The organism is Xylanibacter ruminicola, from assembly GCF_900142525.1.
Lineage (GTDB): Bacteria > Bacteroidota > Bacteroidia > Bacteroidales > Bacteroidaceae > Prevotella > Prevotella ruminicola_A.
On the sequence record NZ_FRBD01000008.1, the window covers coordinates 67,274 to 93,319 of the forward strand.

The window sequence follows — 26,046 nt, forward strand, 5'->3', positions numbered from 1 at the left end:
CTTAGAATTTTGTAGGTTCTGTTTCGCCTTCCTCCAGATAGAATTTGGAGTAAGCCACATAATGCTTGGCATTATCCGTCTGACCTGGACGTACGGGCTTGATGTATTTGGCTGGTACGCCGCCCCATATCTCGCCAGCAGGTATCTTGGTGTTCTGAAGAACCAAGGCTCCAGCTGCTACGATACTGCCTTCGCCCACCTCGCATCCATCGAGCAGGGTTGAGCCCATGCCTATCAGGGCATTATCATGGATGGTGCAGGCATGAACGGTAACATTATGTCCTATGGTTACGTAGTTGCCAATATGCGTAGGACCTGTTTCGTGGGTAACATGCACGCAACTACCATCCTGAATATTGGTGCAGTTACCGATAGTGATAGGAGCCACGTCGCCACGAACCACTGCGTTGAACCACACTGAGCATTCATCGCCCATAGTTACATCACCCACTATCGTGGCATTCTCAGAAAAATAGCAGTCTCGCCCCCATTTAGGAGCGAGACCGCGATATGATTTAATCAAAGCCATACCTAATTACAGGTTTGCATTGTCCTTACCCCAATCCTCAACGGCAGGGATGATACCGAGAGAGATAATCTCGTCGCGCATCTTCTGAAGGTGCTCGTAAGAAGCCTGCAGAGCAGCCATCTCCTCAGCAGTACCCTCAGGCTGAGTGAAGTGTACACCGTCCTTGTCGATAACGGTAGGCATAGCCATCATAACGTTTTTGAAACCATAGGCGTTAACATAGCAACCAGCAGGCCACTTGAATGGCTCACCACCCATAGCGCCCTCGATCATCTTAACAGCCTGATAAGCAGGGCTCTGGAATGAAGAACGACCACGGAGCTTGATGATGTTGCTACCACCCTGTGTAGTCATGTGCTTAATCTCGGCCCAACGCTCAGCAGAGAGTGAGAGCTCTGAGAGAGGCTTACCATCGATGAGAGCCTTGCTAGCGAATACTGCCATCTGCTCACCGTGACCACCGTAAGTGTAAGCGTTAGTAACCTTATCCTGCTGCACACCGAACTCCTGAGCCAACTGCTGCTGCAGACGGGTAGAGTCGAGAGCTGCCAGAGAGGTCAGCTGGTTGGGCTTCAAACCTGAGTGGATCAGAGCTGTAAGAGCTGTTACGTCAGCAGGGTTGAAGATAACTACTACGTGCTTTACGTCTGGGCAGTACTTCTTGATGTTCTCACCGAAGTCAGCTGCAATCTGGCAGTTGCCCTTCAGCAGATCCTCACGGGTCATACCCTCCTTACGAGGAGCACCACCTGAAGAGATGATGTACTTAGCACCTGTGAAAGCCTCCTTAGGATCTACAGTATAAGAAATGTTTGCACCTGGGAAAGCGCAGTGACACATCTCATCGTAAACACCATGAACACCTGGCTCATAGATATCATACAAACAAATGTTGGGAGTAAGACCCAGCATCAGCACACTCTGTACCATGTTAGAACCGATCATACCGCCGGCACCAACAATCACCAATTTCTCGTTAGTTAAAAAAGCCATAATTGTATTTTTTTATTATTTATCTAAAGTGCTGCAAAGTTACAAAAAAGAACTCATATAATGCAGGTTTTTATTATTAATCTGTGTTAATCGTATCATTTTCTGCTGGTTATTTTGTACCTTTGTAATCTCGAAATTACAAAATCAGATAAAGATGACTGTTACTCAACGAATTGAAGCCCTCCGCGAGGTTATGAAGCGCGAGCATCTTGCTGCGTTTATATTCCCAAGTACCGACCCTCATCAAGGTGAATACGTACCCGACCACTGGAAGGGGCGCGAGTTTATTTCTGGCTTTAACGGCTCGGCTGGAACCGCTGTCGTTACGCTAAACTCGGCAGCACTCTGGACCGACTCTAGATATTTCATTGCAGCCGAAGAACAACTAAAGGGTACAGAGTATCAGCTGATGAAGTTAAAGATGCCAGGAACACCTACCATAGCCGAGTGGATAGGCCAAGAATGTGGTGCCGGTGCAGAGGTGGCTGTAGATGGAATGGTTAACTCTGCAAGCTTCGTTAAGGAACTGATTGCCGAACTCCGTCAGCAAGGTGGAATCACACTCCGCACCAATCTCGATCCATTGGCTCAGATATGGACTAGCCGTCCACCCGTCCCAGAGAATCCTGTTGAGATTTATCCGCTGAAATATGCTGGCGAGAGCTGCAGCGACAAGATTTCCCGTATCCGCAAGGCTTTGCGCGAAAAACATGCTGACGGCATGCTGATGTCGGCTCTCGATGATATAGCATGGACTTTGAACCTTCGCGGCACAGATGTTCATTGCAATCCGGTGTTTGTGAGCTATCTGCTCATTTCGTCGAAAGATGTTACATTATATATAAATAAGGTGAAACTAACTCCTGAGGTGGAGGCATATCTTAAGGCCGAAGGAATAGCTGTGGCACCATACGAGGATGTGACCAAAGGATTGAAAGATTACTTTGAGTACAACATCCTGCTCGATCCTAACGAGGTTAACTACACGCTTTATAAGCAGGTGAGCCGCGAAATCATCGAAGCTGAGTCGCCTGTTAAGCGGATGAAGACCGTTAAGAATGCAACAGAAATAGCAGGATTCAAATCTGCGATGCTGAAAGATGGCATCGCGATGGTAAAATTCCTGTGTTGGCTACAAAAAGAACTCCACGCCCCTGTAGGGGAGAGGTCAGGGATGGGGCCTGTATCATTAACGGAAATTTCTGTAGATCAAAAACTTACATCGCTCAGAGCAGAACAACCAGACTTCCGCGATATCTCCTTCGATACCATCGCAGGTTATCAGACTCATGGCGCCATCGTTCACTACGAGGCTACACCAGAGACTGATATTCCTCTGAAACCAGAAGGATTCCTTCTGCTTGATAGTGGCGCTCAGTATCTCGACGGCACCACAGATATCACCCGCACCATCGCCTTGGGCCCATTAACAGAAGAACAAAAGAAGGTATATACCCTTGTGCTTAAAGGCCATATCCAGATAGAACTCTGCAAGTTCCCATCAGGTTCCAGCGGAACCCAGATTGATATTCTGGCTCGAAAGGACATGTGGCGTGAGGGATTGAACTATCTTCACGGCACAGGTCATGGTGTGGGTACCTATCTTAATGTGCACGAAGGTCCTCACCAGTTTCGTATGGAGTGGAAGCCCGCCCCATTGGTAGCAGGAATGACAATAACAGACGAACCTGGCATCTATCTCGAAGGCAAGTTTGGTGTCCGTATAGAAAACACTTTGTTGATAACTCCTTACAAAGAGACAGAGTTTGGTCAGTTCTTGCAGTTCGAGTCGCTTACCCTTTGTCCCATCGACAAGACTCCGATTGTCAAAGAAATGCTTCTGCAAGAAGAAATTGATTGGCTCAACGAGTACCACCAGCAGGTATTTGATATCCTCTCTCCTCATCTCGATGACGAAGAAAAAGCGTGGCTTCGTGAAGCCTGCGCTGCAATATAACAAGAAAAACTATCACCCTCCCGTCTTGCTTTGAAACCTGCTTAAATACAGGGGGTACAGCACGGGAGGGTACTTCTATTTGTCCTCCCGTCTAGCCTCCCGTTTACCCTCCCGTATCGGAATTACAGTCCTCTGCCTAGAGGACTGCAGTCTTTTAGTTAGAGGACTCCAGTCCTTTAGGCAAAGGACTAGGACTTTATGCTCTTGCTGTTGATGATTGAAAGGGGTATAACCATGAAAATGTATGTTTTTGAGTATCAGGAGGGTATGAAAATGCAAGAAATTGATAATTATTTAATAAAAATCGTGTAAAAACTTGGTAGATTTGTAAAAAAGCAGTAACTTTGCACCCGCTTTTCGAGGCGCGATGCCTGAAAGCATTAAGTTTAACATAAAATAATTAAAAGCAAAACAAATGATTATTGTACCAGTAAAAGAAGGCGAGAACATTGAGAAGGCTCTCAAGAAGTTCAAGAGAAAGTTCGAGAAGACAGGTGTTGTAAAGGAGCTGCGTCGTCGTCAGCAGTTTGACAAGCCATCTGTACTGAAGCGCCTTAAGATGGAGCATGCCGTTTACGTACAGCAGCTTCGTACAAACGAGGAATAAAAAAAGTTCCCCGAAAATTTGGTAGTTTCGAGAAATTTCCGTAAATTCGTAGCCGAAAACCTATTGGTCGCGATTTATGATGATTAACCAGTTTCTGGACTACTTGCGCTACGAGCGGAATGCATCTCCGCAGACGGTGCAGACATACGAGGAAAGCCTGAGGGCATTTGAATCGTATCTGACTTTTAGGGATAATGACCTCTCTATGGATTCGGTTGATACCGATCTGATCCGCGACTGGATGGAGAGTCTAATGGATAAAGGAAACTCTGCCTCAACAATTAACAAAAATTTGAGTGCACTGCGTTCCTTTTACCGCTTTGCCCTAAGAAGAGAACTGGTTAAGAAGGATCCCGCCCATGCAGTGACGGGACCTAAGAAGTCAAAACCACTGCCGCAATTCCTTCGCGAAGGAGAAATGGATCGATTGCTCGACGGGCTGGAGTGGGATAGCTCTTTTAATAATGTACGCGCACGTACCATATTATTACTATTTTATGAGGCTGGGTTGAGACGTTCGGAATTAATAGGTCTGGATGATAAAGACATCGATTTCGAGGCGGCACAATTAAAGGTTACGGGAAAAAGAAACAAGCAGCGTATAGTGCCTTTCGGTGCTGAACTGGCAGAGGCACTAAAGAACTATCAGGCTAAACGCCAGGAAGAGTTCGGTGAAACCAGCGGTGCACTGTTTCTGGGTGACAAAGGAGAACGCATTTTGGGAGGTCAGGTTTACCAGATAGTACGTAAGTATCTGTCGATGGTCACCTCGCTGAAGAAACGTTCGCCCCATGTGCTAAGACATACCTTTGCCACTGCCATGCTTAATAACGGTGCTGGGTTGGAAACGATCAAGAGTTTGTTAGGGCACGAAAGTGTTAGCACAACCGAGATTTATACCCATACCACTTTTGAGCAACTAAAGCGAATTTACAAAGAGGCTCACCCTAGAGCCTGAACCTTTTTATTAATAACTATTTAAAATAGGAGGTAATTATGGAGATTAAGATCAAGTCGATCCACTTCGACGCTACCGAGAAGTTAGAGGCGTTCATCGAAAAGAAGGTCGCCAAGTTAGAGAAATCGTTTGAGGATATACAGAAAGTAGAGGTGCAACTAAAAGTAGTCAAGCCTGCCACTGCTCAAAATAAGGAAGCTAGTCTTGAGGTTTTTGTTCCTGGAAACACGCTCTTTGTAGAGAAGACTTGCGACACTTTTGAAGAAGGAATCGACCTTTGTGTAGATTCTATGAGGGCTCAACTGACGAAATTCAAGGAAAAATTGAGAAATAGATAAAAAAAACTCAAAAAAGTTTTGGTAATTCAAAAATAAGTCGTAACTTTGCAGCCGTTTTCCGACAGGTCGTAAATCTGAAACAGAGAACGGCTGCTTAGAAAAGCCTCTTTAGCTCAGTTGGCCAGAGCACGTGATTTGTAATCTCGGGGTCGTTGGTTCGAATCCGACAAGAGGCTCAAAAGAGACTCAGAGGAAAGATAAAGTCAGTCCTCTTAAGGCTCAAAGAAGGGAGGAAAGGATAGCGAAAGCTAATCCACATAGCTCGCAAGAGCAAAAATGGCTTGGGTGTTTTCCAGAGTGGCCAAATGGGGCAGACTGTAAATCTGCTGTCTTTCGACTTCGGTGGTTCGAATCCATCAGCACCCACTTCAAGAGATGTTTGCGGAAATAGCTCAGTTGATAGAGCACTAGCCTTCCAAGCTGGGGGTCGCGGGTTTGAGCCCCGTTTTCCGCTCCACATGCTGTAATAGCTCAGTGGTAGAGCACTTCCTTGGTAAGGAAGAGGTCCTGAGTTCAACTCTCAGTTACAGCTCTCTTGCATATGTTAGGAGGAAACTGAAAATTCGTAATAATTAACAAAATTAATAACAAGTAAAATGGCAAAAGAGAATTTTGTGCGCACCAAACCGCACGTAAACATCGGTACTATCGGTCACGTTGACCACGGTAAGACAACTCTGACAGCTGCTATCACAACTGTGCTGGCAAAGGCTGGACTCTCTGAGGTTAAGTCATTCGATCAGATTGACAACGCTCCTGAGGAGAAGGAGCGCGGTATCACTATTAACACCGCTCACGTTGAGTACGAGACAAAGACTCGTCACTACGCTCACGTTGACTGCCCAGGACACGCTGACTATGTAAAGAACATGGTAACTGGTGCTGCTCAGATGGACGGTGCTATTCTCGTAGTAGCTGCAACTGATGGTCCTATGCCTCAGACTCGTGAGCACGTTCTGCTCGCTCGTCAGGTAAACGTTCCACGTCTGGTTGTATTCCTGAACAAGTGTGATATGGTTGAGGACGAGGAGATGCTGGAGCTCGTTGAGATGGAGGTTCAGGAGATTCTTGCTCAGTACGAGTTCGAGGATGATACTCCAATTATCCGTGGTTCTGCTCTTGGTGCACTGAACGGTGTTGCTAAGTGGGAGGAGAAGGTAATGGAGCTGATGGATACCTGTGACACATGGATTCAGGAGCCTCCACGCGCTACTGACAAGCCATTCCTGATGCCTGTTGAGGACGTATTCTCAATCACAGGTCGTGGTACTGTAGCTACTGGTCGTATCGAGACTGGTGTTATCCACGTAGGTGATGAGGTTGAGCTGCTCGGTCTTGGTGAGGACAAGAAGTCAGTTGTAACTGGCGTTGAGATGTTCCGCAAGATTCTTGATGAGGGTCAGGCTGGTGATAACGTAGGTCTGCTGCTCCGCGGTATCGATAAGAACGAGATCAAGCGTGGTATGGTACTCTGCCACCCAGGTCAGATTAAACCATTCAAGAAGTTCAAGGCTTCTATCTACGTTCTGAAGAAGGAAGAGGGTGGTCGTCACACTCCATTCGGAAACAAGTATCGTCCTCAGTTCTACCTCCGCACAATGGACTGCACAGGTGAGATTTCACTCCCAGCAGGTGTTGAGATGGTAATGCCTGGTGATAACGTAGAGATCACTGTAGAACTGATCTACGCTGTAGCTCTGAACCCAGGTCTGCGCTTCGCTATCCGTGAGGGTGGTCGCACAGTAGGTTCTGGTCAGATCACAGAGGTTTACGAGGACTAATCCTCGGCGCTTCTAGATAATCTAGAAATTCTAGTAACACTAGATAAAAGGGCCCCCGCGAAAGGGCGGGGGCTTATTTACGGGAATAGCTCAGTTGGTAGAGCATCGGTCTCCAAAACCGAGGGTCGTGGGTTCGAGTCCTCCTTCCCGTGCTAAAAAGGAAATATTTATGTTTAAGAAGTTTATCGATTATTGCAAAGCTTGTTACGACGAGCTGGCTCACAAGACAACTTGGCCAAGCCGCAAAGAGTTGACTCACAGTGCAGTAGTGGTGCTTTCAGCATCACTGATTATTGCGCTTGTAGTATGGGCAATGGACTTTGTGTTCAAGTCGGTAATGAGTATGGTTTATCCCGGTTAATTTACGCAGTTTAAGAGATGGCTCAGTCAGGAATGAAATGGTACGTACTCCGCGCAGTTAGCGGTAAAGAGGGCAAGGTAAAGGAATATCTTGAGGCCCTCATGAAGCGTGATTCCTTCCTTCAGTCAAATGTAGGCCAGATTTTGTTGCCTACAGAGAAATATGCTCAGTTGCGTAATGGTAAGCGTGTGGTAAAGGAGAAGCTGTTCTTGCCAGGCTATGTGTTGGTAGAGGCCAACCTTCAGGGTGAGATGGCTCATACACTGCGTTTTATGCCTAATGTGTTAGGCTTCCTGGGCGGTTTGGATAATCCAACCCCAGTAAAACAGAGTGATATTAACAGAATCCTTGGTACAGCTGAGGAAACTGAGATTAAGAGTGAAGAGATAGGAGTACCTTATGCTGTTGATGAGGCAGTTAAGGTTACAGATGGTCCTTTCAGCGGATTCAGTGGAATTATTGAAGAGGTGAATGCCGAGAAGCACAAGCTGAAAGTGATGGTTAAGATTTTCGGCCGCAAGACTCCCCTGGAGCTTGGGTATAATCAGGTAGAAAAGGAATAAGGCGTAAGTTACGATACGCTTGTTCTATATACTGTCGACGGAGGCTTCCACTCCCTAGACTTATATAAAAATTCAATTAATAACAAACAGAAATGGCTAAAGAAGTTGCTGGATTAATCAAATTACAGATTAAAGGTGGCGCTGCGAATCCTTCTCCCCCAGTAGGACCTGCACTGGGTTCTAAGGGAATTAATATTATGGGATTCTGCAAAGAGTTCAACGCCAGAACCCAGGATAAGGCAGGAAAGATTATTCCTGTTGTTATCACCTACTACACTGACAAGTCATTCTCGTTCGAGCTGAAGACTCCTCCCGCAGCTGTACAGCTGAAAGAGGCTGCTAAGCTTAAGAGCGGTTCTGCCGAGCCAAACCGTAAGAAGGTTGCTAAGGTAACTTGGGATCAGGTTCGCGCTATCGCTGAGGACAAGATGAAGGACTTGAACTGCTTTACCATCGAGTCAGCTATGAAGCTGATCGCAGGTACAGCGCGTAGTATGGGTATCACTGTAGAAGGGGAGTTCCCTGGTAAATAATTAATAACTTCAATTAAGACAATGAGTAAACTGACAAAAAATCAAAAGTTGGTCGCTGAGAAGGTTGAAGCAGGGAAAGCATACTCTTTGAAGGAAGCCGCCGCACTGGTGAAGGAAATTACCACCACTAAGTTCGACGCTTCAGTTGATATCGATGTACGCTTGGGCGTTGATCCACGTAAGGCTAACCAGATGGTTCGTGGCGTTGTATCGCTGCCAAACGGTACTGGTAAGGTTACACGTGTGCTCGCTCTCTGTACTCCTGATCAGGAGGCTGCTGCTAAGGAAGCAGGTGCTGACTATGTTGGTCTTGACGAATATATCGAGAAGATCAAGGGCGGTTGGACAGATGTTGATGTTATCATCACAATGCCTTCTTGTATGGGTAAGCTCGGTCCTTTGGGCCGTGTGCTCGGTCCCCGCGGACTGATGCCAAACCCCAAGAGTGGTACTGTTACTATGGATGTTGCTAAGGCAGTTAAGGAAGTTAAGCAGGGTAAGATTGACTTCAAGGTAGATAAGGCAGGTATCGTACATACCTCAATCGGTAAGATTAGTTTCAATGCTGATCAGATCTTCGAGAATGCTAAGGAGTTCATCTCTACCATTATCAAGCTGAAGCCAGCTGCTGCTAAGGGTACATACATTAAGAGTATCTTCCTCTCAAGCACTATGAGCATGGGTATCAAGGTAGATCCTAAATCAGTTGAATAACTCGTTAAAAGATTAGACAAATGAAAAAGGAAGTAAAAGATACTATCATCGTAGAACTTGGTGAGAAGCTGAAGCAGTATCCTCATTTCTATCTTGTAGACCTCGCAGGTCTCGATGCCGCTAAGACAAGCGAGCTCCGTGAGAAGTGCTTCAAGAATGAGGTTAAGCTGCTGATGGTGAAGAACACTCTTCTCCAGAAAGCTTTCGAGGCTTCTGAGATTGATTTCTCACCTCTTTATGAGTGCTTGAAGGGAAACACAGCTGTTATGTTCGCACAGACAGCTAACGTTCCTGCTAAGCTGATCAAGGAGTACAAGAAGGAGGCTGTTCCCGCACTTAAGGGTGCCTATGCTGAGGAGAGCTTCTTCGTTGGTGCTGACAAGCTTGATGAGCTCGTAGCAATCAAGAGCAAGAACGAACTGATCGCCGAGGTTGTAGCTCTGTTGCAGTCTCCAATCAAGAATGTTGTTTCTGGCTTGAACGCTGGTGGCAAGGTTCACGGTCTGCTTGACGCTATCGCTGAGCGTAACAAATAAGCGAAATAAGTAACATTAACATTAAAAACAATTAAAAATTTAAATAAAATGGCAGATATTAAAGCTATTGCAGAAGAGTTGGTAAACCTTACTGTAAAAGAAGTAAACGAGTTGGCAACAGTCCTGAAGGACGAGTATGGAATTGAGCCTGCTGCTGCAGCCGTTGCTGTAGCTGCTGGTCCTGCTGCAGCTGGTGCTGCTGAGGCAGCTGAAGAGAAGACTTCATTCGACGTAGTTCTGAAGTCTGCAGGTGCTGCTAAGCTCCAGGTTGTAAAGGCCGTTAAGGAGGCTTGTGGTCTTGGTCTGAAAGAGGCTAAGGACCTCGTAGACGGTGCTCCTGCTACCGTTAAGGAGGGTCTGAGCAAGGAAGAGGCTGAGAACCTGAAGAAGACCATCGAGGCCGCTGGTGCCGAGGTTGAGCTGAAGTAATCAGTTACAAATTCATAGCAATCGGTTAGGGACTCCCCAGTCGGGGGTTCCTAGCCTTTTTTTTCTAAATTAATATTTATGGCTTCAAAAATAATAGATAACAGAGTAAACTTTGGCAGCGTCAAAAATCCGATGCCATTCCCGGATTTCCTTGATGTGCAATTAAAGTCGTTCAAAGACTTCCTGCAGTTGGATACTCCGCCTGAGGAACGCAAGAATGACGGCTTGTATAAGGTGTTCGCTGAGAACTTCCCTATCACCGACACACGTAATAATTTCGTTCTTGAGTTCTTGGATTACTATATCGACCCGCCCCGTTACAGCATCGACGAGTGCCTGGAGCGTGGTCTTACCTATAGCGTACCTTTGAAGGCTAAGCTGAAACTGTATTGTACTGATCCGGATCATGAGGACTTTGGAACAGTGATTCAGGATGTATTCCTGGGTCCTATCCCTTACATGACCGCCAATGGTACTTTCGTTATCAATGGAGCCGAGCGCGTAGTCGTTTCACAGTTGCACCGTTCACCTGGCGTATTCTTCGGCCAGAGCGTACACGCTAACGGAACTCTGCTGTATTCGGCACGTGTTATCCCATTCAAGGGTTCATGGATCGAGTTTGCTACAGATATTAATAATGTGATGTATGCATACATCGACCGTAAGAAGAAGTTGCCCGTAACAACTCTGCTTCGTGCCATCGGCTTCGAGGCTGATAAGGACATCCTGCAGATCTTCAACCTGGCCGAGGAGGTTAAGGTTAACAAGAAGAACCTGAAGGCTGTACTTGGCTGCAAGCTGGCTGCACGTGTACTGAAGAGCTGGAACGAGGACTTCGTTGATGAGGATACTGGTGAGGTAGTATCAATCGAGCGTAACCAGATGATCATGGAGCGTGAGACTGAGATTACTGAGGAGAACATGATGGAGATCCTTGAGAGTGGCGCACAGACTATTCTGGTGCACAAGGACGAGTCAATCGCTCAGGACTACAGCATCATCTTCAACACACTGGCCAAAGACCCATCTAACTCTGAGAAGGAGGCTGTGCTATACATCTACCGTCAGCTGCGTAATGCCGACCCTGCTGATGATGCCAGCGCACGTGAGGTTATCCAGAACCTGTTCTTCTCTGACAAGCGTTACGATCTGGGTGATGTTGGTCGTTACCGTATCAATAAGAAGCTTGGTCTGAACACCGATATGGATGTTCGCGTACTGACCAAGGAGGATATCATTGAGATTATCAAGTATCTGATCCAGCTGGTAAACTCTAAGGCTACCGTCGACGATATCGACCACCTGTCAAACCGTCGCGTTCGTACCGTAGGTGAGCAGCTGAGCAATCAGTTCTCTATAGGTCTGGCCCGTATGAGCCGTACCATCCGTGAGCGCATGAACGTTCGTGATAACGAGGTGTTCACTCCAACCGACCTGATCAACGCCAAGACTATCTCGAGCGTTATCAACTCGTTCTTCGGTACTAACCCTCTGTCGCAGTTCATGGACCAGACCAACCCACTTGCTGAGGTTACTCACAAGCGTCGTCTGTCTGCCCTGGGTCCTGGCGGTCTTTCTCGTGAGCGCGCCGGATTCGAGGTTCGTGACGTACACTACACACACTATGGTCGTCTGTGTCCAATTGAGAGTCCTGAAGGACCAAACATCGGTCTGATCTCTTCTCTGTGTGTATATGCTAAGATTAATGAGCTTGGATTTATCCAGACTCCTTACCGTAAGGTAGAGAATGGTGTGGCTGATCTGAGCAACGAAGGTATTGTTTATCTGACAGCTGAGGAAGAGGCTGAGCACATCATCGGTCAGGGTAATGCACCTCTGAACGACGATGGTACCTTTATCCGTTCGGTTGTTAAGTGTCGTCAGGATGCTGACTTCCCTGTAGTTCCACCTTCAGAGGTTGATCTGATGGATGTATCTCCACAGCAGATTGCCTCTATCGCTGCATCTCTGATTCCATTCCTCGAGCACGACGATGCTCACCGTGCACTGATGGGATCTAACATGATGCGTCAGGCTGTACCTCTGCTCCACAACGAGGCTCCTATCGTAGGTACCGGTATCGAGAAGCAGGTATGTGAGGATTCACGTACCATGGTTACTGCCGAGGGTGATGGTGTTATCGAGTATGTTGATGCTACAACCATCCGCATTCTCTACGATCGCACCGAGGACGAGGAGTTTGTAAGCTTCGAGCCAGCCCTGAAGGAGTATCGTATTGCTAAGTTCCGTCGTACCAACCAGAATATGACCATCGACCTGCGCCCAATCTGTGAGAAGGGACAGCGCGTAAAGGCCGGTGATATCCTGACTGAGGGTTATGCTACTGAGGATGGTGAGCTGGCTCTGGGCCGCAACTTGCTGGTAGCCTACATGCCTTGGAAGGGTTATAACTATGAGGATGCTATCGTACTGAACGAGCGCATCGTTCGCGAGGATATCCTCACCTCAGTTCACGTTGATGAGTACTCACTCGATGTACGTGAGACCAAGCGTGGTGTTGAGGAGTTCACTGCCGATATTCCTAACGTAAGCGAGGAGGCAACAAAGGATCTGGACGACAACGGTGTTATCCGTGTTGGTGCCCGTGTTGAGCCAGGCGACATCCTGATCGGTAAGATTTCACCTAAGGGCGAGAGCGATCCTTCACCTGAGGAGAAGCTGCTCCGTGCCATCTTCGGTGATAAGGCTGGCGATGTGAAGGATTCTTCACTCAAGGCTAACCCATCACTGAGTGGTGTTATTATCGATAAGAAGATGTTCCAGCGTGCCATCAAGGATCGTAAGTCAAAGCAGCAGGATAAGGTTCTGCTGGCTAAGATCGACGAGGAGTACGAGGCAAAGGTTGAGGATCTGAAGGACATCCTGATCGACAAGCTGCTTGAGCTTACCAAGGGTAAGACCTCACAGGGTGTTAAGGACTATACAGGTGCCGAGATCATCACCAAGGGTAGCAAGTTCACTGCTACTGCCCTGCGCAACCTTGAGTATGGCGATGTACAGATCAGCAACTGGACTACTGATGAGCACAAGAACGAGCTCATTGCCAAGCTGATTATCAACTTCATGAAGAAGTATAAGCTGCTCGATGCAGAGATGAAGCGTAAGAAGTTCGCTATCACCATCGGTGATGAGCTGCCAAATGGCATCCTGCAGATGGCTAAGGTATATGTTGCTAAGAAGCGTAAGATCGGTGTAGGTGATAAGCTGGCCGGACGTCACGGTAACAAGGGTATCGTTTCTAAGGTAGTACGTCAGGAGGATATGCCATTCCTCGAGGATGGTCGTCCTGTCGACCTGGTACTGAACCCACTGGGTGTGCCTTCTCGAATGAACCTTGGACAGATTTTCGAGGCTATCCTCGGTGCTGCCGGTAAGAAGCTGGGCGTTAAGTTCGCTACTCCTATCTTCGACGGTGCTAAGCTCGATGACCTGGCTGAGTGGACCGACAAGGCAGGTCTGCCACGTCTCTGCTCTACCCACCTCTATGATGGTGAGACAGGTGAGCGCTTCGACCAGCCAGCTACAGTAGGTATCACTTACTTCCTGAAACTCGGTCACATGGTTGAGGACAAGATGCACGCCCGTTCAATCGGTCCGTACAGCTTGATTACTCAGCAGCCTCTCGGTGGTAAAGCTCAGTTCGGTGGACAGCGTTTCGGAGAGATGGAGGTTTGGGCCCTCGAGGCCTTCGGTGCCAGCCATGTGCTCCAGGAGATTCTGACTATCAAGTCTGATGATACTGTTGGACGTTCTAAGGCTTACGAGGCTATCGTTAAGGGTGAGCCAATGCCTACACCAGGTATTCCTGAGTCTCTGAACGTGCTGCTGCACGAGTTGCGTGGTCTTGGTTTGAGTATCACACTCGACTAAGTGAATTGATAATTGAAAATTGACAATTGATAATTTGAAATATGGCTTTCAAAAAAGATTCAAAAGTAAAGAATAATTTTACGAAGATTACCATCGGACTTGCTTCGCCCGAAGAGATCCTAGAGAGCAGCTTCGGTGAGGTTACCAAACCCGAGACCATCAACTATCGTACCTATAAGCCTGAGCGCGATGGTTTGTTCTGCGAGCGCATCTTCGGTCCTACCAAGGACTATGAGTGTGCCTGCGGTAAGTACAAGCGCATCCGTTATAAGGGTATTGTCTGCGACCGTTGTGGTGTTGAGGTAACAGAGAAGAAGGTTCGTCGTGAGCGTTCTGGTCACATCGAGCTCGTAGTGCCCGTAGCTCATATCTGGTACTTCCGTAGTCTTCCAAATAAGATCGGTTATCTGCTGGGTCTGCCCACCAAGAAGCTCGACGCAATTATCTACTACGAGCGCTACGTGGTTATCCAGCCAGGTGCCATGGCAGGTAAGAAGGATGCCGACGGCAATGATGCCCTTGGTTCAAATGCCTACGACCTGCTCTCTGAGGAGGAGTACACCGAAATCGTAGAGAACCAGCTCTCACCTGATAATGATTATCTGGACGACAGCGATCCCAATAAGTTCATCGCTAAGATGGGTGCCGAGGCTATCTACGATCTGCTGACTCGTATCGACCTTGATTCACTTTCATACGAACTGCGCGACCGCGCTAACAGCGACTCATCAGTACAGCGTAAGAACGAGGCACTGAAGCGTCTGCAGGTAGTTGAGGCCTTCCGCGGTAGCGTTGAGAAGGGTATCAACCGTCCTGAGTGGATGATCATGAAGATTATCCCTGTCACACCTCCTGAGCTCCGTCCTCTGGTGCCACTGGATGGTGGACGTTTCGCAACATCGGATCTGAACGACCTCTATCGTCGTGTCATCATCCGTAACAACCGTCTGAAGCGACTGATGGAGATCAAGGCTCCTGAGGTTATTCTCCGCAATGAGAAGCGTATGCTGCAGGAGGCTGTCGACTCACTCTTCGACAACTCTCGTAAGTCGAGCGCTGTTAAGAGCGATTCTAACCGCCCATTGAAGTCACTCTCTGACTCACTGAAAGGTAAGCAGGGACGTTTCCGTCAGAACTTGCTCGGTAAGCGTGTTGACTACTCAGCCCGTTCGGTTATCGTTGTAGGTCCTGAGCTGAAGATGGGTGAGTGCGGTCTGCCAAAGCTGATGGCTGCCGAGCTCTACAAGCCATTCATCATCCGTAAGCTCATCGAGCGCGGTATCGTGAAGACTGTAAAGAGCGCTAAGAAGATTGTTGACCGTCGTGAGCCGGTTATCTTCGATATCCTTGAGAACGTGATGAAGGGTCACCCAGTTCTGCTGAACCGTGCTCCAACACTTCACCGTCTGGGTATCCAGGCTTTCCAGCCTAAGATGATCGAGGGTAAGGCTATCCAGCTGCACCCACTGGCATGTACCGCGTTCAACGCCGACTTCGATGGTGACCAGATGGCTGTTCACCTCCCACTTTCAAACGAGGCTATTCTTGAGGCACAGTTGCTGATGCTTCAGAGTCACAATATCCTGAACCCTGCTAACGGTGCTCCTATCACCGTGCCTTCACAGGATATGGTACTTGGTCTTTACTATATTACCAAGATCCGTCCAGGTGCAAAGGGTGAGGGACTTACCTTCTACGGACCTGAGGAGGCTATCATCGCCCACAACGAGGGCAAGTGTGATCTCCACGCTCAGGTAAAGGTTATGGTCGACGATATCGTCGACGGCAAGGCCGAGCGTCACATGGTTGAGACCTCAGTAGGTCGCGTCATTGTGAACGGCATCATTCCAAAGGAGGTAGGTTATGTAAATAAGGTTATCTCTAAGAAGAGTCTGCGCGACATCATCGCAGCCGTTATTAAGAATGTAGGTTTCGCCGAGGCTTGTGAGTTCCTTGATGGTATCAAGAACCTTGGTTACCGCATGGCTTATCTGGCTGGTCTGTCGTTCAACCTCGACGATATCATTATTCCTAAGGAGAAGGCAGAGCTGATTGCCAAGGGTAATGACGAGGTACAGCAGATTACCGACAACTATAACATGGGATTCATCACCGACAACGAGCGTTATAATCAGGTTATCGATACCTGGACCCACGTCAACAACGATATCGGTAACATCCTGCTGAAGCAGATGACCGAGGCCGACCAGGGATTCAACGCTGTATTCATGATGCTTGACTCAGGTGCCCGTGGTAGTAAGGACCAGATTAAGCAGCTTTCAGGTATCCGTGGTCTGATGGCTAAGCCTCAGAAGGCCGGTGCCGAGGGTCACCAGATTATTGAGAACCCAATCCTTTCTAACTTTAAGGAGGGTATGTCAGTGCTCGAGTACTTTATCTCTACTCACGGTGCTCGTAAGGGTCTGGCTGATACGGCCATGAAGACTGCCGACGCTGGTTATCTGACACGTCGTCTGGTTGACGTATCTCACGATGTGATCATCACCGAGGAAGATTGTGGTACCCTGCGTGGTCTGCAGTGCACCGCTCTGAAGAATGGCGATGAAGTTATCTCAAGTCTGTCTGAGCGTATCCTGGGTCGTGTATCAGTTCACGATGTTATCAATCCTAAGACTGGTGAGGTTATCGTTGCTGCTGGTGAGGAGATCACCGAGGCTGTTGCCGATGCCATCGAGGCTTCAGATATCGAGAGCGTTGAGATCCGTTCAGTGCTCACTTGTGAGTCGAAGAAGGGTGTCTGCATGAAGTGTTACGGACGTAACCTCGCTACCCGTCGCATGGTACAGAAGGGTGAGGCTGTTGGTGTGATTGCCGCTCAGGCTATCGGTGAGCCAGGTACTCAGCTTACACTTCGTACGTTCCACGCCGGTGGTGTTGCTGCCAACGCAGCTGCTAATGCAAGCATCGTATCTAAATATGATCGCGCCATGATCGAACTCGAAGAGGTTCGTACCGTTCCATTCGATGAGGATGGCCGCGACTGCCAGATGGTAGTTAGCCGTCTTGGTGAAATGCGCTTCGTTGATCCAAATACCAAGATCGTTCTGTCAACAGTGAACGTTCCTTACGGTTCTTCACTCTACTTCAGCAATGGCGACGAGGTTGCCAAGGGCGACAAGATTGCTCAGTGGGACCCATTCAACGCCGTTATCGTTACCGAGTATGCTGGTACACTGAAGTTCAACGACGTTATCGAGGGTGTTACCTTCCGTGCCGAGACCGACGAAACAACCGGTCTGACCGAAAAGATCGTTACCGAGTCGCGTGATAAGCTCAAGGTTCCTACCTGTGATGTTGTTGATGCCAACGGTGAGGTCATCGGTACATATAACTTCCCAGTGGGTGGTCACGTAGTAGTTGAGGATGGCCAGACCGTTAAGACTGGTGAAACCCTCGTTAAGATTCCACGTGCAGCTGCCAAGGGTGGTGATATCACCGGAGGTCTGCCTCGTGTAACCGAGCTCTTCGAGGCTCGTAACCCATCTAACCCTGCTGTTGTATCTGAAATCGATGGTGAGGTAACCATGGGTAAGGTAAAGCGTGGTAACCGTGAGATCATCGTAACCTCTAAGACTGGCGAGCAGCGCAAGTATCTCGTATCTCTGTCAAAGCAGATTCTGGTACAGGAGCACGATGCCGTTCGCGCTGGTACTCCACTTTCTGATGGTGTTATCACTCCAGGCGATATCCTCGCCATCAAGGGTCCTACCGCTGTTCAGGAGTACATCGTTAACGAGGTTCAGGACGTTTACCGTCTGCAGGGTGTAAAGATCAACGACAAGCACTTCGAGATTATCGTTCGTCAGATGATGCGTAAGGTACAGATCAACGAGCCAGGTGATACCTCGTTCCTCGAGCAGGAGATTGTCGACAAGCTCGACTTCTCTGAGGAGAACGACCGTATCTGGGGTAAGAAGGTGGTTACCGATGCCGGTGACTCTGAGAACCTTCAGAAGGGTCAGATCGTTACCGCTCGCAAGCTGCGCGACGAGAACTCTATGCTGAAGCGTCGTGACCTCCGTCTGGTTCAGGTTCGTGATGCCGTTCCTGCTACATCTACCCAGATTCTCCAGGGTATCACACGTGCTGCCCTCCAGACCAAGTCGTTCATGTCGGCTGCATCGTTCCAGGAGACAACCAAGGTACTTAACGAGGCTGCCATCCGTGGTAAGGTCGATCATCTGGTAGGTATGAAGGAGAACGTTATCTGCGGTCACCTGATTCCTGCAGGTACTGGTCTGCGTGAGTTCGAGAAGATTGTTGTAGGTTCTAAGGAGGAGTATGAGCGCATCCAGGCTAACCGCAAGAACGTGCTCGACTTCGCTGAGGAGACTATTCTCGAGGAGAAATAAGGCATTACCTTATTACTATCATATTCAGAGAGTGCTGCATGCTGTATGCAGCACTCTTTTTTCTTTCATTTGCGAGCAATATGCTATTAATAATTCTAAAAATAGTTATATCTTGTTAAATTGAGGCTTGCAAAGAATATTTTCTCCATATAAGTTAGGTGGAATCGGAAAATAGTTGTACCTTTGCAGCCCGAAACACCCCTATTAAGCGAGATAGGGCGTGTAAAGCGCTGATTATAAACAAAATAACATATATAAATTAATTAAGTTAAAGTATTATGCCTACAATTTCACAATTGGTAAGAAAAGGCAGAAAGGTAATTGTTGACAAGTCAAAGTCACCTGCTTTGGACAACTGTCCTCAGCGTCGTGGTGTCTGCGTACGTGTTTACACAACAACACCTAAGAAGCCTAATTCGGCTATGCGTAAGGTAGCCCGTGTTCGTCTGACAAATCAGAAGGAAGTTAACTCTTACATCCCTGGAGAGGGACACAACCTGCAGGAGCACTCAATCGTGCTTGTTCGCGGTGGTCGTGTAAAGGACCTGCCAGGTGTACGTTATCACATCGTTCGCGGTACTCTTGATACTGCTGGTGTAGCAAATCGTACACAGCGCCGTTCTAAGTATGGTGCTAAGCGTCCAAAGGCTAAGAAGTAAAATGACCGGAGATGGTCAGTCAGGCCAAACAAAGAAACAAAATTTAATCCGTTTTGCTGGAGATGTTATAAGGTTGAGTAAATGTCCAAGCGAAGGACGTTGAAGAACAAGTAAGAACAGCCCTCAAGCAGAATTTTAATTCAAAAACAAAATGAGAAAAGCAAAACCAAAGAAGCGTGTGATCCTTCCAGATCCCGTTTTCAACGACCAGAAGGTGTCTAAGTTTGTAAACCACCTGATGTTTGATGGTAAGAAGACCAAGTCGTATGAGATCTTCTACAATGCACTGGAGACAGTGAAGACTAAGATGAACAATGAGGAGAAGTCTGCTCTTGAGATTTGGAAGCAGGCTCTCGACAACATTACCCCACAGGTTGAGGTAAAGAGCCGCCGTATCGGTGGTGCTACTTTCCAGGTTCCAACCGAGATTCGTGCTGACCGTAAGGAGAGCATCTCAATGAAGAACATGATTCAGTTCGCTCGTAAGCGTAGCGGTAAGTCAATGGCTGATAAGCTGGCTGCCGAGATCATGGATGCCTTCAACAACCAGGGTGGTGCCTTCAAGCGTAAGGAGGATATGCATCGTATGGCTGAGGCTAACCGCGCATTTGCTCACTTCCGTTTCTAATAAATTAAGGTAAGAAGTAAAAGGATACAAAACAATGGCAAATCGCGATTTACATTTAACAAGAAATATCGGTATTATGGCTCACATCGATGCCGGTAAGACTACCACTTCTGAGCGTATTCTGTTCTACACAGGTAAGACTCATAAGATTGGTGAGGTGCACGATGGAGCTGCTACCATGGACTGGATGGCTCAGGAGCAGGAGCGTGGTATTACTATTACCTCTGCTGCTACAACTTGTAACTGGAACTACAACGGTAAGCAGTACAAGATTAACCTGATCGATACTCCGGGACACGTTGACTTTACCGCTGAGGTAGAGCGTTCACTGCGTGTACTCGATGGTGCTGTTGCTACATACTCTGCAGCTGATGGTGTTCAGCCTCAGTCTGAGACTGTATGGCGTCAGGCTGATAAGTACAACGTACCACGTATCGGTTATGTTAACAAGATGGACCGTTCAGGTGCTGACTTCTTCGAGACTGTTCAGCAGATGAAGGACATCTTGGGTGCTAACCCTGTTGTTATCCAGGTGCCCATCGGTGCTGAGGAGAACTTCAAGGGTCTGGTTGACCTGATTAAGATGAAGGCTATCCTGTGGCACGATGAGACCATGGGTGCTGAGTACGATGTTGAGGATATCCCTGCCGACCTCGAGGCTGAGTGCGACGAGTGGCGTAACAAGCTGCTCGAGGCTGCTGCTGAGTACGACGAGGCTCTGATGGAGAAGTACTTCGACGATCCTAACTCTATCACTGAGGAGGAGATCATCGCTGCTATCCGTAAGGGTACTATCTCAATGGCTTGTACTCCAATGCTGCTCGGTTCTTCATATAAGAACAAGGGTGTGCAGCCTCTGCTCGACTACGTATGTGCATTCCTGCCCGCACCTGTTGACGTAGAGGTTATTAAGGGTACTAACCCTGATACCGACGAGGAGGAATCTCGTAAGCCTTCTGAGGATGAGCCTACATCGGCTCTGGCCTTCAAGATTGCTACCGATCCATATATGGGACGTCTGGTGTTCTTCCGTGTTTACTCAGGTAAGATCACTGCCGGAAGTTACGTATTCAATCCCCGTTCTGGTAAGAAGGAGCGTATCAGCCGTCTGTTCCAGATGAACTCAAACAAGGAAATTCCTATGGAGAGCATTGACGCTGGTGATATCGGCGCAGGTGTAGGTTTCAAGGATATCCGCACTGGTGATACTCTCTGCGACGAGGGCGCACCAATTGTACTTGAGTCTATGTCTTTCCCCGACACTGTAATCTCTATTGCAGTTGAGCCAAAGAGCCAGGCCGACGTTGCTAAGCTCGACAATGGTCTTGCTAAGCTCGCCGAAGAGGACCCAACATTCACCGTTCGTACCGACGAGCAGAGTGGTCAGACCATTATCTCTGGTATGGGTGAGCTTCACCTCGATATCATTATCGACCGTCTGAAGCGTGAGTTCAAGGTTGAGTGTAACCAGGGTAAGCCTCAGGTTAACTACAAGGAGGCCATCACCAAGACTGTTAACCTCCGTGAGGTTTATAAGAAGCAGTCAGGTGGTCGCGGTAAGTTCGCTGATATCATCGTAAACGTTGGTCCTGTTGACGACGATTGGGATATCGCTAAGGACGGTGGTCTGCAGTTCGTTAACGAGGTTAAGGGTGGTAACATTCCTAAGGAGTTCATCCCATCTATCCAGAAGGGATTCGAGAACGCTATGAAGAATGGTATCCTCGGTGGTTACCCAATGGATTCACTGAAGGTAACTGTACTCGACGGTTCATTCCACCCAGTTGACTCTGACCAGCTCTCATTCGAGATCGCTGCTCTGCAGGCATACAAGAACGCATGTGCTCAGGCTAAGCCAGTACTGATGGAGCCTATCATGAAACTCGAGGTTGTAACACCTGAGGAGAACATGGGTGACGTTATCGGTGACCTGAACAAGCGTCGTGGTCAGGTAGAGGGTATGGAAGAGGCTCGTAGCGGTGCCCGTGTCGTTAAGGCTCAGGTTCCTCTGTCAGAGATGTTCGGTTATGTAACCGCTCTGCGTACCATCACTTCTGGTCGTGCCACCAGCTCAATGGAGTACGATCACCACGCACCTCTGTCTAGCTCAATCGCTAAGACTGTGCTCGAGGAGGTTAAGGGCCGTGCAGACCTCGTTTAATTAATTGACAATTGATAATTTACGGAGTGCCGCTGAGCAAATGACTCTTTAGCGGCCTCCTTACATTAAATATTAAATATTAAAAATTAAAGACATGAGTCAGAAAATTCGTATTAAGCTGAAGAGCTACGACCACAAGCTCGTAGACAAGTCAGCAGAGAAGATTGTGAAGGCTGTAAAGGCTACAGGTGCTATCATCAGCGGTCCTATCCCCCTTCCAACTCACAAGCGTATCTACACCGTTAACCGCTCAACCTTCGTTAACAAGAAGGCTCGCGAGCAGTTCCAGCTTTCAGACTACAAGCGTCTGATCGACATCTATAGCTCAACTGCTAAGACTGTTGACGCTCTGATGAAGCTCGAGCTCCCAAGTGGTGTTGAGGTAGAGATCAAGGTATAGTATTATCCTTTATCTTTAAGATAGACAGCGTATCCTCCAAAGGGTGCGCTGTTTTTTTGTGCCTTTGCCCCAAAAATCTGTTAAAACCACTCTTAACTAATTAATTTAGTTTAAAAACTAGATGCTTTAGTTGTATATAACGAAAACTTTTAGTTACTTTGCACTCAGATATTGATAAACGACGTGCAAATTGATTGCGAAACTTAAAACAAACTGTAGTAGAAATGAAAAAGTTGACTAACAAGGAAAAGGAGATAATGGATCTGTATTGGCAGCATGGCCCCATGTTCGTTAAGGAACTCTTAGAGTACTACGACGAGCCCCGCCCGCACTTCAATACACTGTCCACTATGGTACGCATTCTTGAGAAGGAAGGTTATCTCGACCATAAGCAGTTTGGTAACACCTACCAGTACTATCCTCTGATTACCGAGGCTGAGTACGGACGCAAGTCAATAGCCGGCGTTATCAAGAACTACTTCAACAACTCTTACCTCTCGGCAGTATCATCCTTCGTCAAGGAAGAGAAGATCTCTGTAGAAGAACTTAAAGAACTGATAGACCAAATAGAAAGCAACAATGATTGAATTCCTGACCTACGACCTGAAGGTGGCAGTGCTGCTGGCGGTATTTTACATGTTCTACCGCCTCATGCTGGCCCGCGAGACGTTCCACCGTGTTAACCGCATCGTGCTGCTTCTCACAGCGGTAGCCTCATTCGTACTCCCGCTATGTGTCATCACATTCCACGAAACGGTACCCCTGGAGCTTCCAATGGATTTCATTACCCCTCCTGAGGTAGGAGGGGATAGGGGTGGTCTGAGCAATCTGCCAGCCGAAGAGCCCCAAACGCCCCTCTGGCAAATCCTGCTGCCCATACTCTTTATTATGGGTATGGTGGCAACTCTTGGTCACACCCTCTGGTCGTTGTTCAGGATTGTATCTCTGATTAGTAAAAGCGAAAAGCACCCCCAGGACGATGGCACCGTTATCTGTGTAACCGGTAACGCAGATATGGCTCCATTCAGCTGGATGCTCTTTATAGTGATGAACCGTCATGATTACGAACAGCGTGACTCTGCGATTCTCACTCATGAACGGGGACACATACGTCTTCACCATTCGTGGGACCTTCTCCTCGTCGATACCCTCACCGCCCTCCAGTGGTTTAATCCCGCCATTTGGATGCTGCGCAGCGATCTGCGTGCCGTCCACGAATACGAGGCCGATGGTGTAGTACTCTCACAAGGGATCAATGCACGTCAATATCAATACCTGTTAATCACAAAAGCCGCGAGCATTGGTGGGTACTCCCTTGCCAACGGTATTAGTCATAGTACCCTAAAAAACCGAATTAATATGATGTTACATAAAAAATCTAACCCCAGCAGACTGTTCAAGCTCTTAGCATTAGTGCCCATCGTGGCAGTGGCCTTGGCCGTTAATGCCGAGACGGTTACCGACTATGTATATGGCGAGCCCGAAACTCAGCAGCCCATCAAGAAGGGCAAGAAGGCCGGCACCATCAAGATTGGCAACCAGGAAATCAAGATTGAGGAATCTGCTACCGAGGCCAAAGACGAGCAGCCAGGCGAAAAGTTTATCGCCAAAGGATTTGTGTACGACAAGGATGCTGGCACTTCTTCGCCTGTAGTTGGTGCCGTGGTGGTTGTCGAAGGCACTAAAAAGGGTGCTGTTACCGACTTTGATGGTAACTTCCAGCTTGAGGTGTCTGTGGGCGATAAGCTTGCTGTATCCTATGTGGGCTACGAAACCGTAACTATTGGCGTAAGCAAGGCCTTTAGCACAAAGAGTACTGGCGAAAACAGATATTTCGTAGGTCTCAGTAAGGAGACTGGCGAGCCTAATCCTAACAAGGTGTTCGATGTAGTAGAGCAGATGCCTCAGTATCCTGGTGGTCAAGTGGCACTGTTCCAGTACTTGGCAATGAGTGTAAAGTATCCAGCCGAGGCCGAAAAAGCCGGCGTTCAGGGCCGTGTCATCGCTACATTCGTAGTAGAGAAGGATGGAAGCATCTCTAACGCCAAGGTAGTTAGGAGCATACATCCTGCCCTCGATGCTGAGGCACTCCGCGTGATTAATGGCATGCCCAACTGGAATCCTGGTACGCAGAATGGCGAGCCTGTACGCGTAAAATACACTGTGCCTGTTACATTCCGCCTGCAGGGTGGGGCAGCTATTCCTGCCGATAACGAGAAACGAGTTAACCAATTAAGCGAAACCGTTGTGGTTGGTTATGGTCAGGAACCAGCACACCATCATCCTCTTGTAGTAATCGATGGTAAAACTGTGGATTTCGAAAAGATGAAAGATGTCGATCCTAAGACTATTGAGAGTATAGACGTACTTAAGGATAAGTCGGGTATCGAGAAATATGGTGAGAAAGCTAAGAACGGAGTCATCGTTATCACCACAAAGAATAAGAAATAAGAATCTCTCTCAAATTATTTTAATGAAACAGATACTAACTGTTATTACACTCGCCCTCCTGACGGTTATCCCCGTCAGGGGCGAGGTTTTGGCTAAAAAGAAGAATGTTGAGTCCGCTGTGGTCGACTCGTTGCAGCTGTTGCTGCAGGCTGGCGACAGCTGCATGAAGGAGTTTAATACCTTCGAGGCGCTGCAGTATTTCCAGCAGGCCTACCAGAAGGCTGATAGTCGTAATGTGCGTATCAAGTTGGCCGACTGCCATTACAAGCGCGCCAACTACCACCAGACAGCTGAACTCCTGAAGAACGTTCCCGAGGATAGTCTCTCGCACGAAGCCTTCCGACAGTTAGCACTCAGTTATCATAAGCAGGGCGACCTCGACTCGTATATCTATTGGGGCACTCAGCTGGTAAAGCGCTATCCTATGGATGGCGAGATAGTGGCCAACCTGACGCTTGCCTATGCCCAAAAGAACCAACCGGAAATCGGACTGAAGTACGGCCTTAACTATAGTCTGAAGGACATGAATAATATCATGGTAAATCGTGCCATTGCCGATGCCTTCTTCTTGAAGCGCGACTTTACAGCAGCATCCATCTGGTATCAGGGGCTGATGGAGCAGGGCGACTCCACCTTCAATACCATTTATTCGGCAGGCATGTGCTATTCGCAGATACAAGACCTGAACCGTGCCTATAAGTATCTGCAGTTGGCCTTGATAAAGAGCGGTATGCAGCACTTTGGCTGCGCCTATCGCCTCGGCATCGTGTGCAACGATCTGCATAGCTACGACGAGGGGCTTAGCTATCTCGACCTGGCCCTAGAGATTCAGAAACCCGATACCGCCATTATGAAGGCCATCACCCTGTCGCAAGGCGAGGCCTATTACTTAACCAAGCAGTACGATAAAGCCGTTGAGGCCTGGAAGCACCACCTGGAGTATAACCCTGGCTCTGTGGCTACCTACTACAACATAGCCAATGCTTATTACTACTTCCTGAACGATCACCAGCAGTCGAGAGCTTACTTGGAGAAGTTCCTGCAGGTGGCCCGCAAGGAAGAAAAGCCCACCGCGCAACTCAAGGATATGATGGAGAAATCCGAAAAGCTGCTGCGCACCAGCTTCGGCTCAAAGTCTAAGCGGAAATAAAGCCTAGGCCTTCCATTCGTAAATTATGTTAAAT

Annotated in this window: 22 protein-coding genes and 5 tRNA genes; 25 read left to right on the plus strand and 2 right to left on the minus strand. The window is 48.0% G+C overall.

Annotated elements, in window-relative coordinates; all coding sequences use genetic code 11:
* Position 1 precedes the first annotated feature (1 nt).
* Together BUB86_RS06435 and BUB86_RS06440 are read right to left on the minus strand one after the other, a co-directional pair.
* On the minus strand, positions 2-529 hold the full coding sequence (locus tag BUB86_RS06435) for a gamma carbonic anhydrase family protein (protein ID WP_073207184.1): 528 nt from the start codon (positions 527-529) through the stop codon (positions 2-4).
* Between the two features lie 6 nt (positions 530-535).
* Positions 536-1,522 carry a malate dehydrogenase gene (locus BUB86_RS06440; protein WP_073207188.1) on the minus strand — a complete coding sequence of 329 codons (987 nt, stop codon included), beginning with the start codon at positions 1,520-1,522 and terminating at the stop codon, positions 536-538.
* A 154-nt stretch (positions 1,523-1,676) separates the two neighbouring features.
* Here BUB86_RS06440 and BUB86_RS06445 point away from each other — a divergent pair, with 154 nt between their 5' ends.
* The 25 genes from BUB86_RS06445 to BUB86_RS06565 all read left to right on the plus strand — a co-directional run bounded on the left by BUB86_RS06445 (position 1,677) and on the right by BUB86_RS06565 (position 26,012).
* A complete protein-coding gene (locus BUB86_RS06445; protein WP_175549426.1) occupies positions 1,677-3,479 on the plus strand; it encodes an aminopeptidase P family protein in 1,803 nt (600 codons plus the stop codon).
* 415 nt (positions 3,480-3,894) lie between these two features.
* Complete coding sequence (gene rpsU / locus BUB86_RS06450) at positions 3,895-4,086, plus strand: 30S ribosomal protein S21 (protein ID WP_028902393.1); 192 nt, start codon at positions 3,895-3,897, stop codon at positions 4,084-4,086.
* Between the two features lie 76 nt (positions 4,087-4,162).
* Positions 4,163-5,044, plus strand: coding sequence for a site-specific tyrosine recombinase/integron integrase (gene xerA / locus BUB86_RS06455; protein ID WP_073207195.1), 882 nt, complete (start codon positions 4,163-4,165; stop codon positions 5,042-5,044).
* Between the two features lie 38 nt (positions 5,045-5,082).
* Positions 5,083-5,382: a ribosome hibernation-promoting factor, HPF/YfiA family gene (gene hpf, locus BUB86_RS06460; RefSeq protein WP_073207198.1), complete on the plus strand. Its 300-nt coding sequence runs from the start codon at positions 5,083-5,085 to the stop codon at positions 5,380-5,382.
* A 102-nt stretch (positions 5,383-5,484) separates the two neighbouring features.
* Positions 5,485-5,558, plus strand: a tRNA-Thr gene (locus BUB86_RS06465).
* 107 nt (positions 5,559-5,665) lie between these two features.
* A tRNA-Tyr gene (locus tag BUB86_RS06470) sits at positions 5,666-5,748 on the plus strand.
* A gap of 15 nt (positions 5,749-5,763) precedes the next feature.
* Positions 5,764-5,839 (plus strand) — tRNA-Gly (locus BUB86_RS06475).
* A 3-nt stretch (positions 5,840-5,842) separates the two neighbouring features.
* Positions 5,843-5,914: transfer RNA gene (locus BUB86_RS06480), tRNA-Thr, on the plus strand.
* Between the two features lie 64 nt (positions 5,915-5,978).
* Entirely contained in the window at positions 5,979-7,163 is a 1,185-nt protein-coding gene (gene tuf / locus BUB86_RS06485; RefSeq protein WP_028902390.1) for an elongation factor Tu, read from the plus strand.
* A 79-nt stretch (positions 7,164-7,242) separates the two neighbouring features.
* Positions 7,243-7,315: transfer RNA gene (locus BUB86_RS06490), tRNA-Trp, on the plus strand.
* Between the two features lie 17 nt (positions 7,316-7,332).
* A complete protein-coding gene (gene secE, locus BUB86_RS06495; protein WP_013063860.1) occupies positions 7,333-7,524 on the plus strand; it encodes a preprotein translocase subunit SecE in 192 nt (63 codons plus the stop codon).
* Between the two features lie 17 nt (positions 7,525-7,541).
* On the plus strand, positions 7,542-8,087 hold the full coding sequence (gene nusG, locus BUB86_RS06500) for a transcription termination/antitermination protein NusG (RefSeq protein WP_073207202.1): 546 nt from the start codon (positions 7,542-7,544) through the stop codon (positions 8,085-8,087).
* A 92-nt stretch (positions 8,088-8,179) separates the two neighbouring features.
* On the plus strand, positions 8,180-8,620 hold the full coding sequence (gene rplK, locus BUB86_RS06505) for a 50S ribosomal protein L11 (protein ID WP_028902388.1): 441 nt from the start codon (positions 8,180-8,182) through the stop codon (positions 8,618-8,620).
* Between the two features lie 21 nt (positions 8,621-8,641).
* Positions 8,642-9,334 carry a 50S ribosomal protein L1 gene (rplA, locus tag BUB86_RS06510; RefSeq protein WP_073207207.1) on the plus strand — a complete coding sequence of 231 codons (693 nt, stop codon included), beginning with the start codon at positions 8,642-8,644 and terminating at the stop codon, positions 9,332-9,334.
* A 20-nt stretch (positions 9,335-9,354) separates the two neighbouring features.
* Entirely contained in the window at positions 9,355-9,870 is a 516-nt protein-coding gene (gene rplJ, locus BUB86_RS06515; RefSeq protein WP_073207211.1) for a 50S ribosomal protein L10, read from the plus strand.
* 48 nt (positions 9,871-9,918) lie between these two features.
* Positions 9,919-10,299 (plus strand): 50S ribosomal protein L7/L12, encoded by a 381-nt coding sequence (rplL, locus tag BUB86_RS06520; protein WP_028906905.1) that lies wholly within the window; start codon positions 9,919-9,921, stop codon positions 10,297-10,299.
* Between the two features lie 78 nt (positions 10,300-10,377).
* Positions 10,378-14,190, plus strand: coding sequence for a DNA-directed RNA polymerase subunit beta (rpoB, locus tag BUB86_RS06525; RefSeq protein ID WP_073207216.1), 3,813 nt, complete (start codon positions 10,378-10,380; stop codon positions 14,188-14,190).
* 41 nt (positions 14,191-14,231) lie between these two features.
* Positions 14,232-18,563: a DNA-directed RNA polymerase subunit beta' gene (gene rpoC / locus BUB86_RS06530; RefSeq protein ID WP_073207218.1), complete on the plus strand. Its 4,332-nt coding sequence runs from the start codon at positions 14,232-14,234 to the stop codon at positions 18,561-18,563.
* 278 nt (positions 18,564-18,841) lie between these two features.
* Entirely contained in the window at positions 18,842-19,222 is a 381-nt protein-coding gene (gene rpsL, locus BUB86_RS06535) for a 30S ribosomal protein S12 (protein ID WP_013063973.1), read from the plus strand.
* A 151-nt stretch (positions 19,223-19,373) separates the two neighbouring features.
* The gene (gene rpsG, locus BUB86_RS06540; protein ID WP_073207221.1) at positions 19,374-19,850 is read left to right on the plus strand and encodes a 30S ribosomal protein S7; all 477 of its coding nucleotides are present in this window, start codon (positions 19,374-19,376) and stop codon (positions 19,848-19,850) included.
* 34 nt (positions 19,851-19,884) lie between these two features.
* Complete coding sequence (gene fusA / locus BUB86_RS06545) at positions 19,885-22,011, plus strand: elongation factor G (protein WP_073207224.1); 2,127 nt, start codon at positions 19,885-19,887, stop codon at positions 22,009-22,011.
* 94 nt (positions 22,012-22,105) lie between these two features.
* Positions 22,106-22,411 (plus strand): 30S ribosomal protein S10, encoded by a 306-nt coding sequence (gene rpsJ, locus BUB86_RS06550; RefSeq protein WP_013064715.1) that lies wholly within the window; start codon positions 22,106-22,108, stop codon positions 22,409-22,411.
* Positions 22,412-22,635: 224 nt separating this feature from the next.
* On the plus strand, positions 22,636-22,998 hold the full coding sequence (locus BUB86_RS06555) for a BlaI/MecI/CopY family transcriptional regulator (RefSeq protein ID WP_073207227.1): 363 nt from the start codon (positions 22,636-22,638) through the stop codon (positions 22,996-22,998).
* Positions 22,991-24,862 carry a M56 family metallopeptidase gene (locus BUB86_RS06560; RefSeq protein ID WP_073207230.1) on the plus strand — a complete coding sequence of 624 codons (1,872 nt, stop codon included), beginning with the start codon at positions 22,991-22,993 and terminating at the stop codon, positions 24,860-24,862. Before BUB86_RS06555 ends, BUB86_RS06560 begins: the two co-directional genes overlap by 8 nt.
* A 22-nt stretch (positions 24,863-24,884) precedes the next feature.
* Entirely contained in the window at positions 24,885-26,012 is a 1,128-nt protein-coding gene (locus BUB86_RS06565; RefSeq protein ID WP_073207234.1) for a tetratricopeptide repeat protein, read from the plus strand.
* The last annotated feature ends 34 nt before the right edge of the window (positions 26,013-26,046 follow it).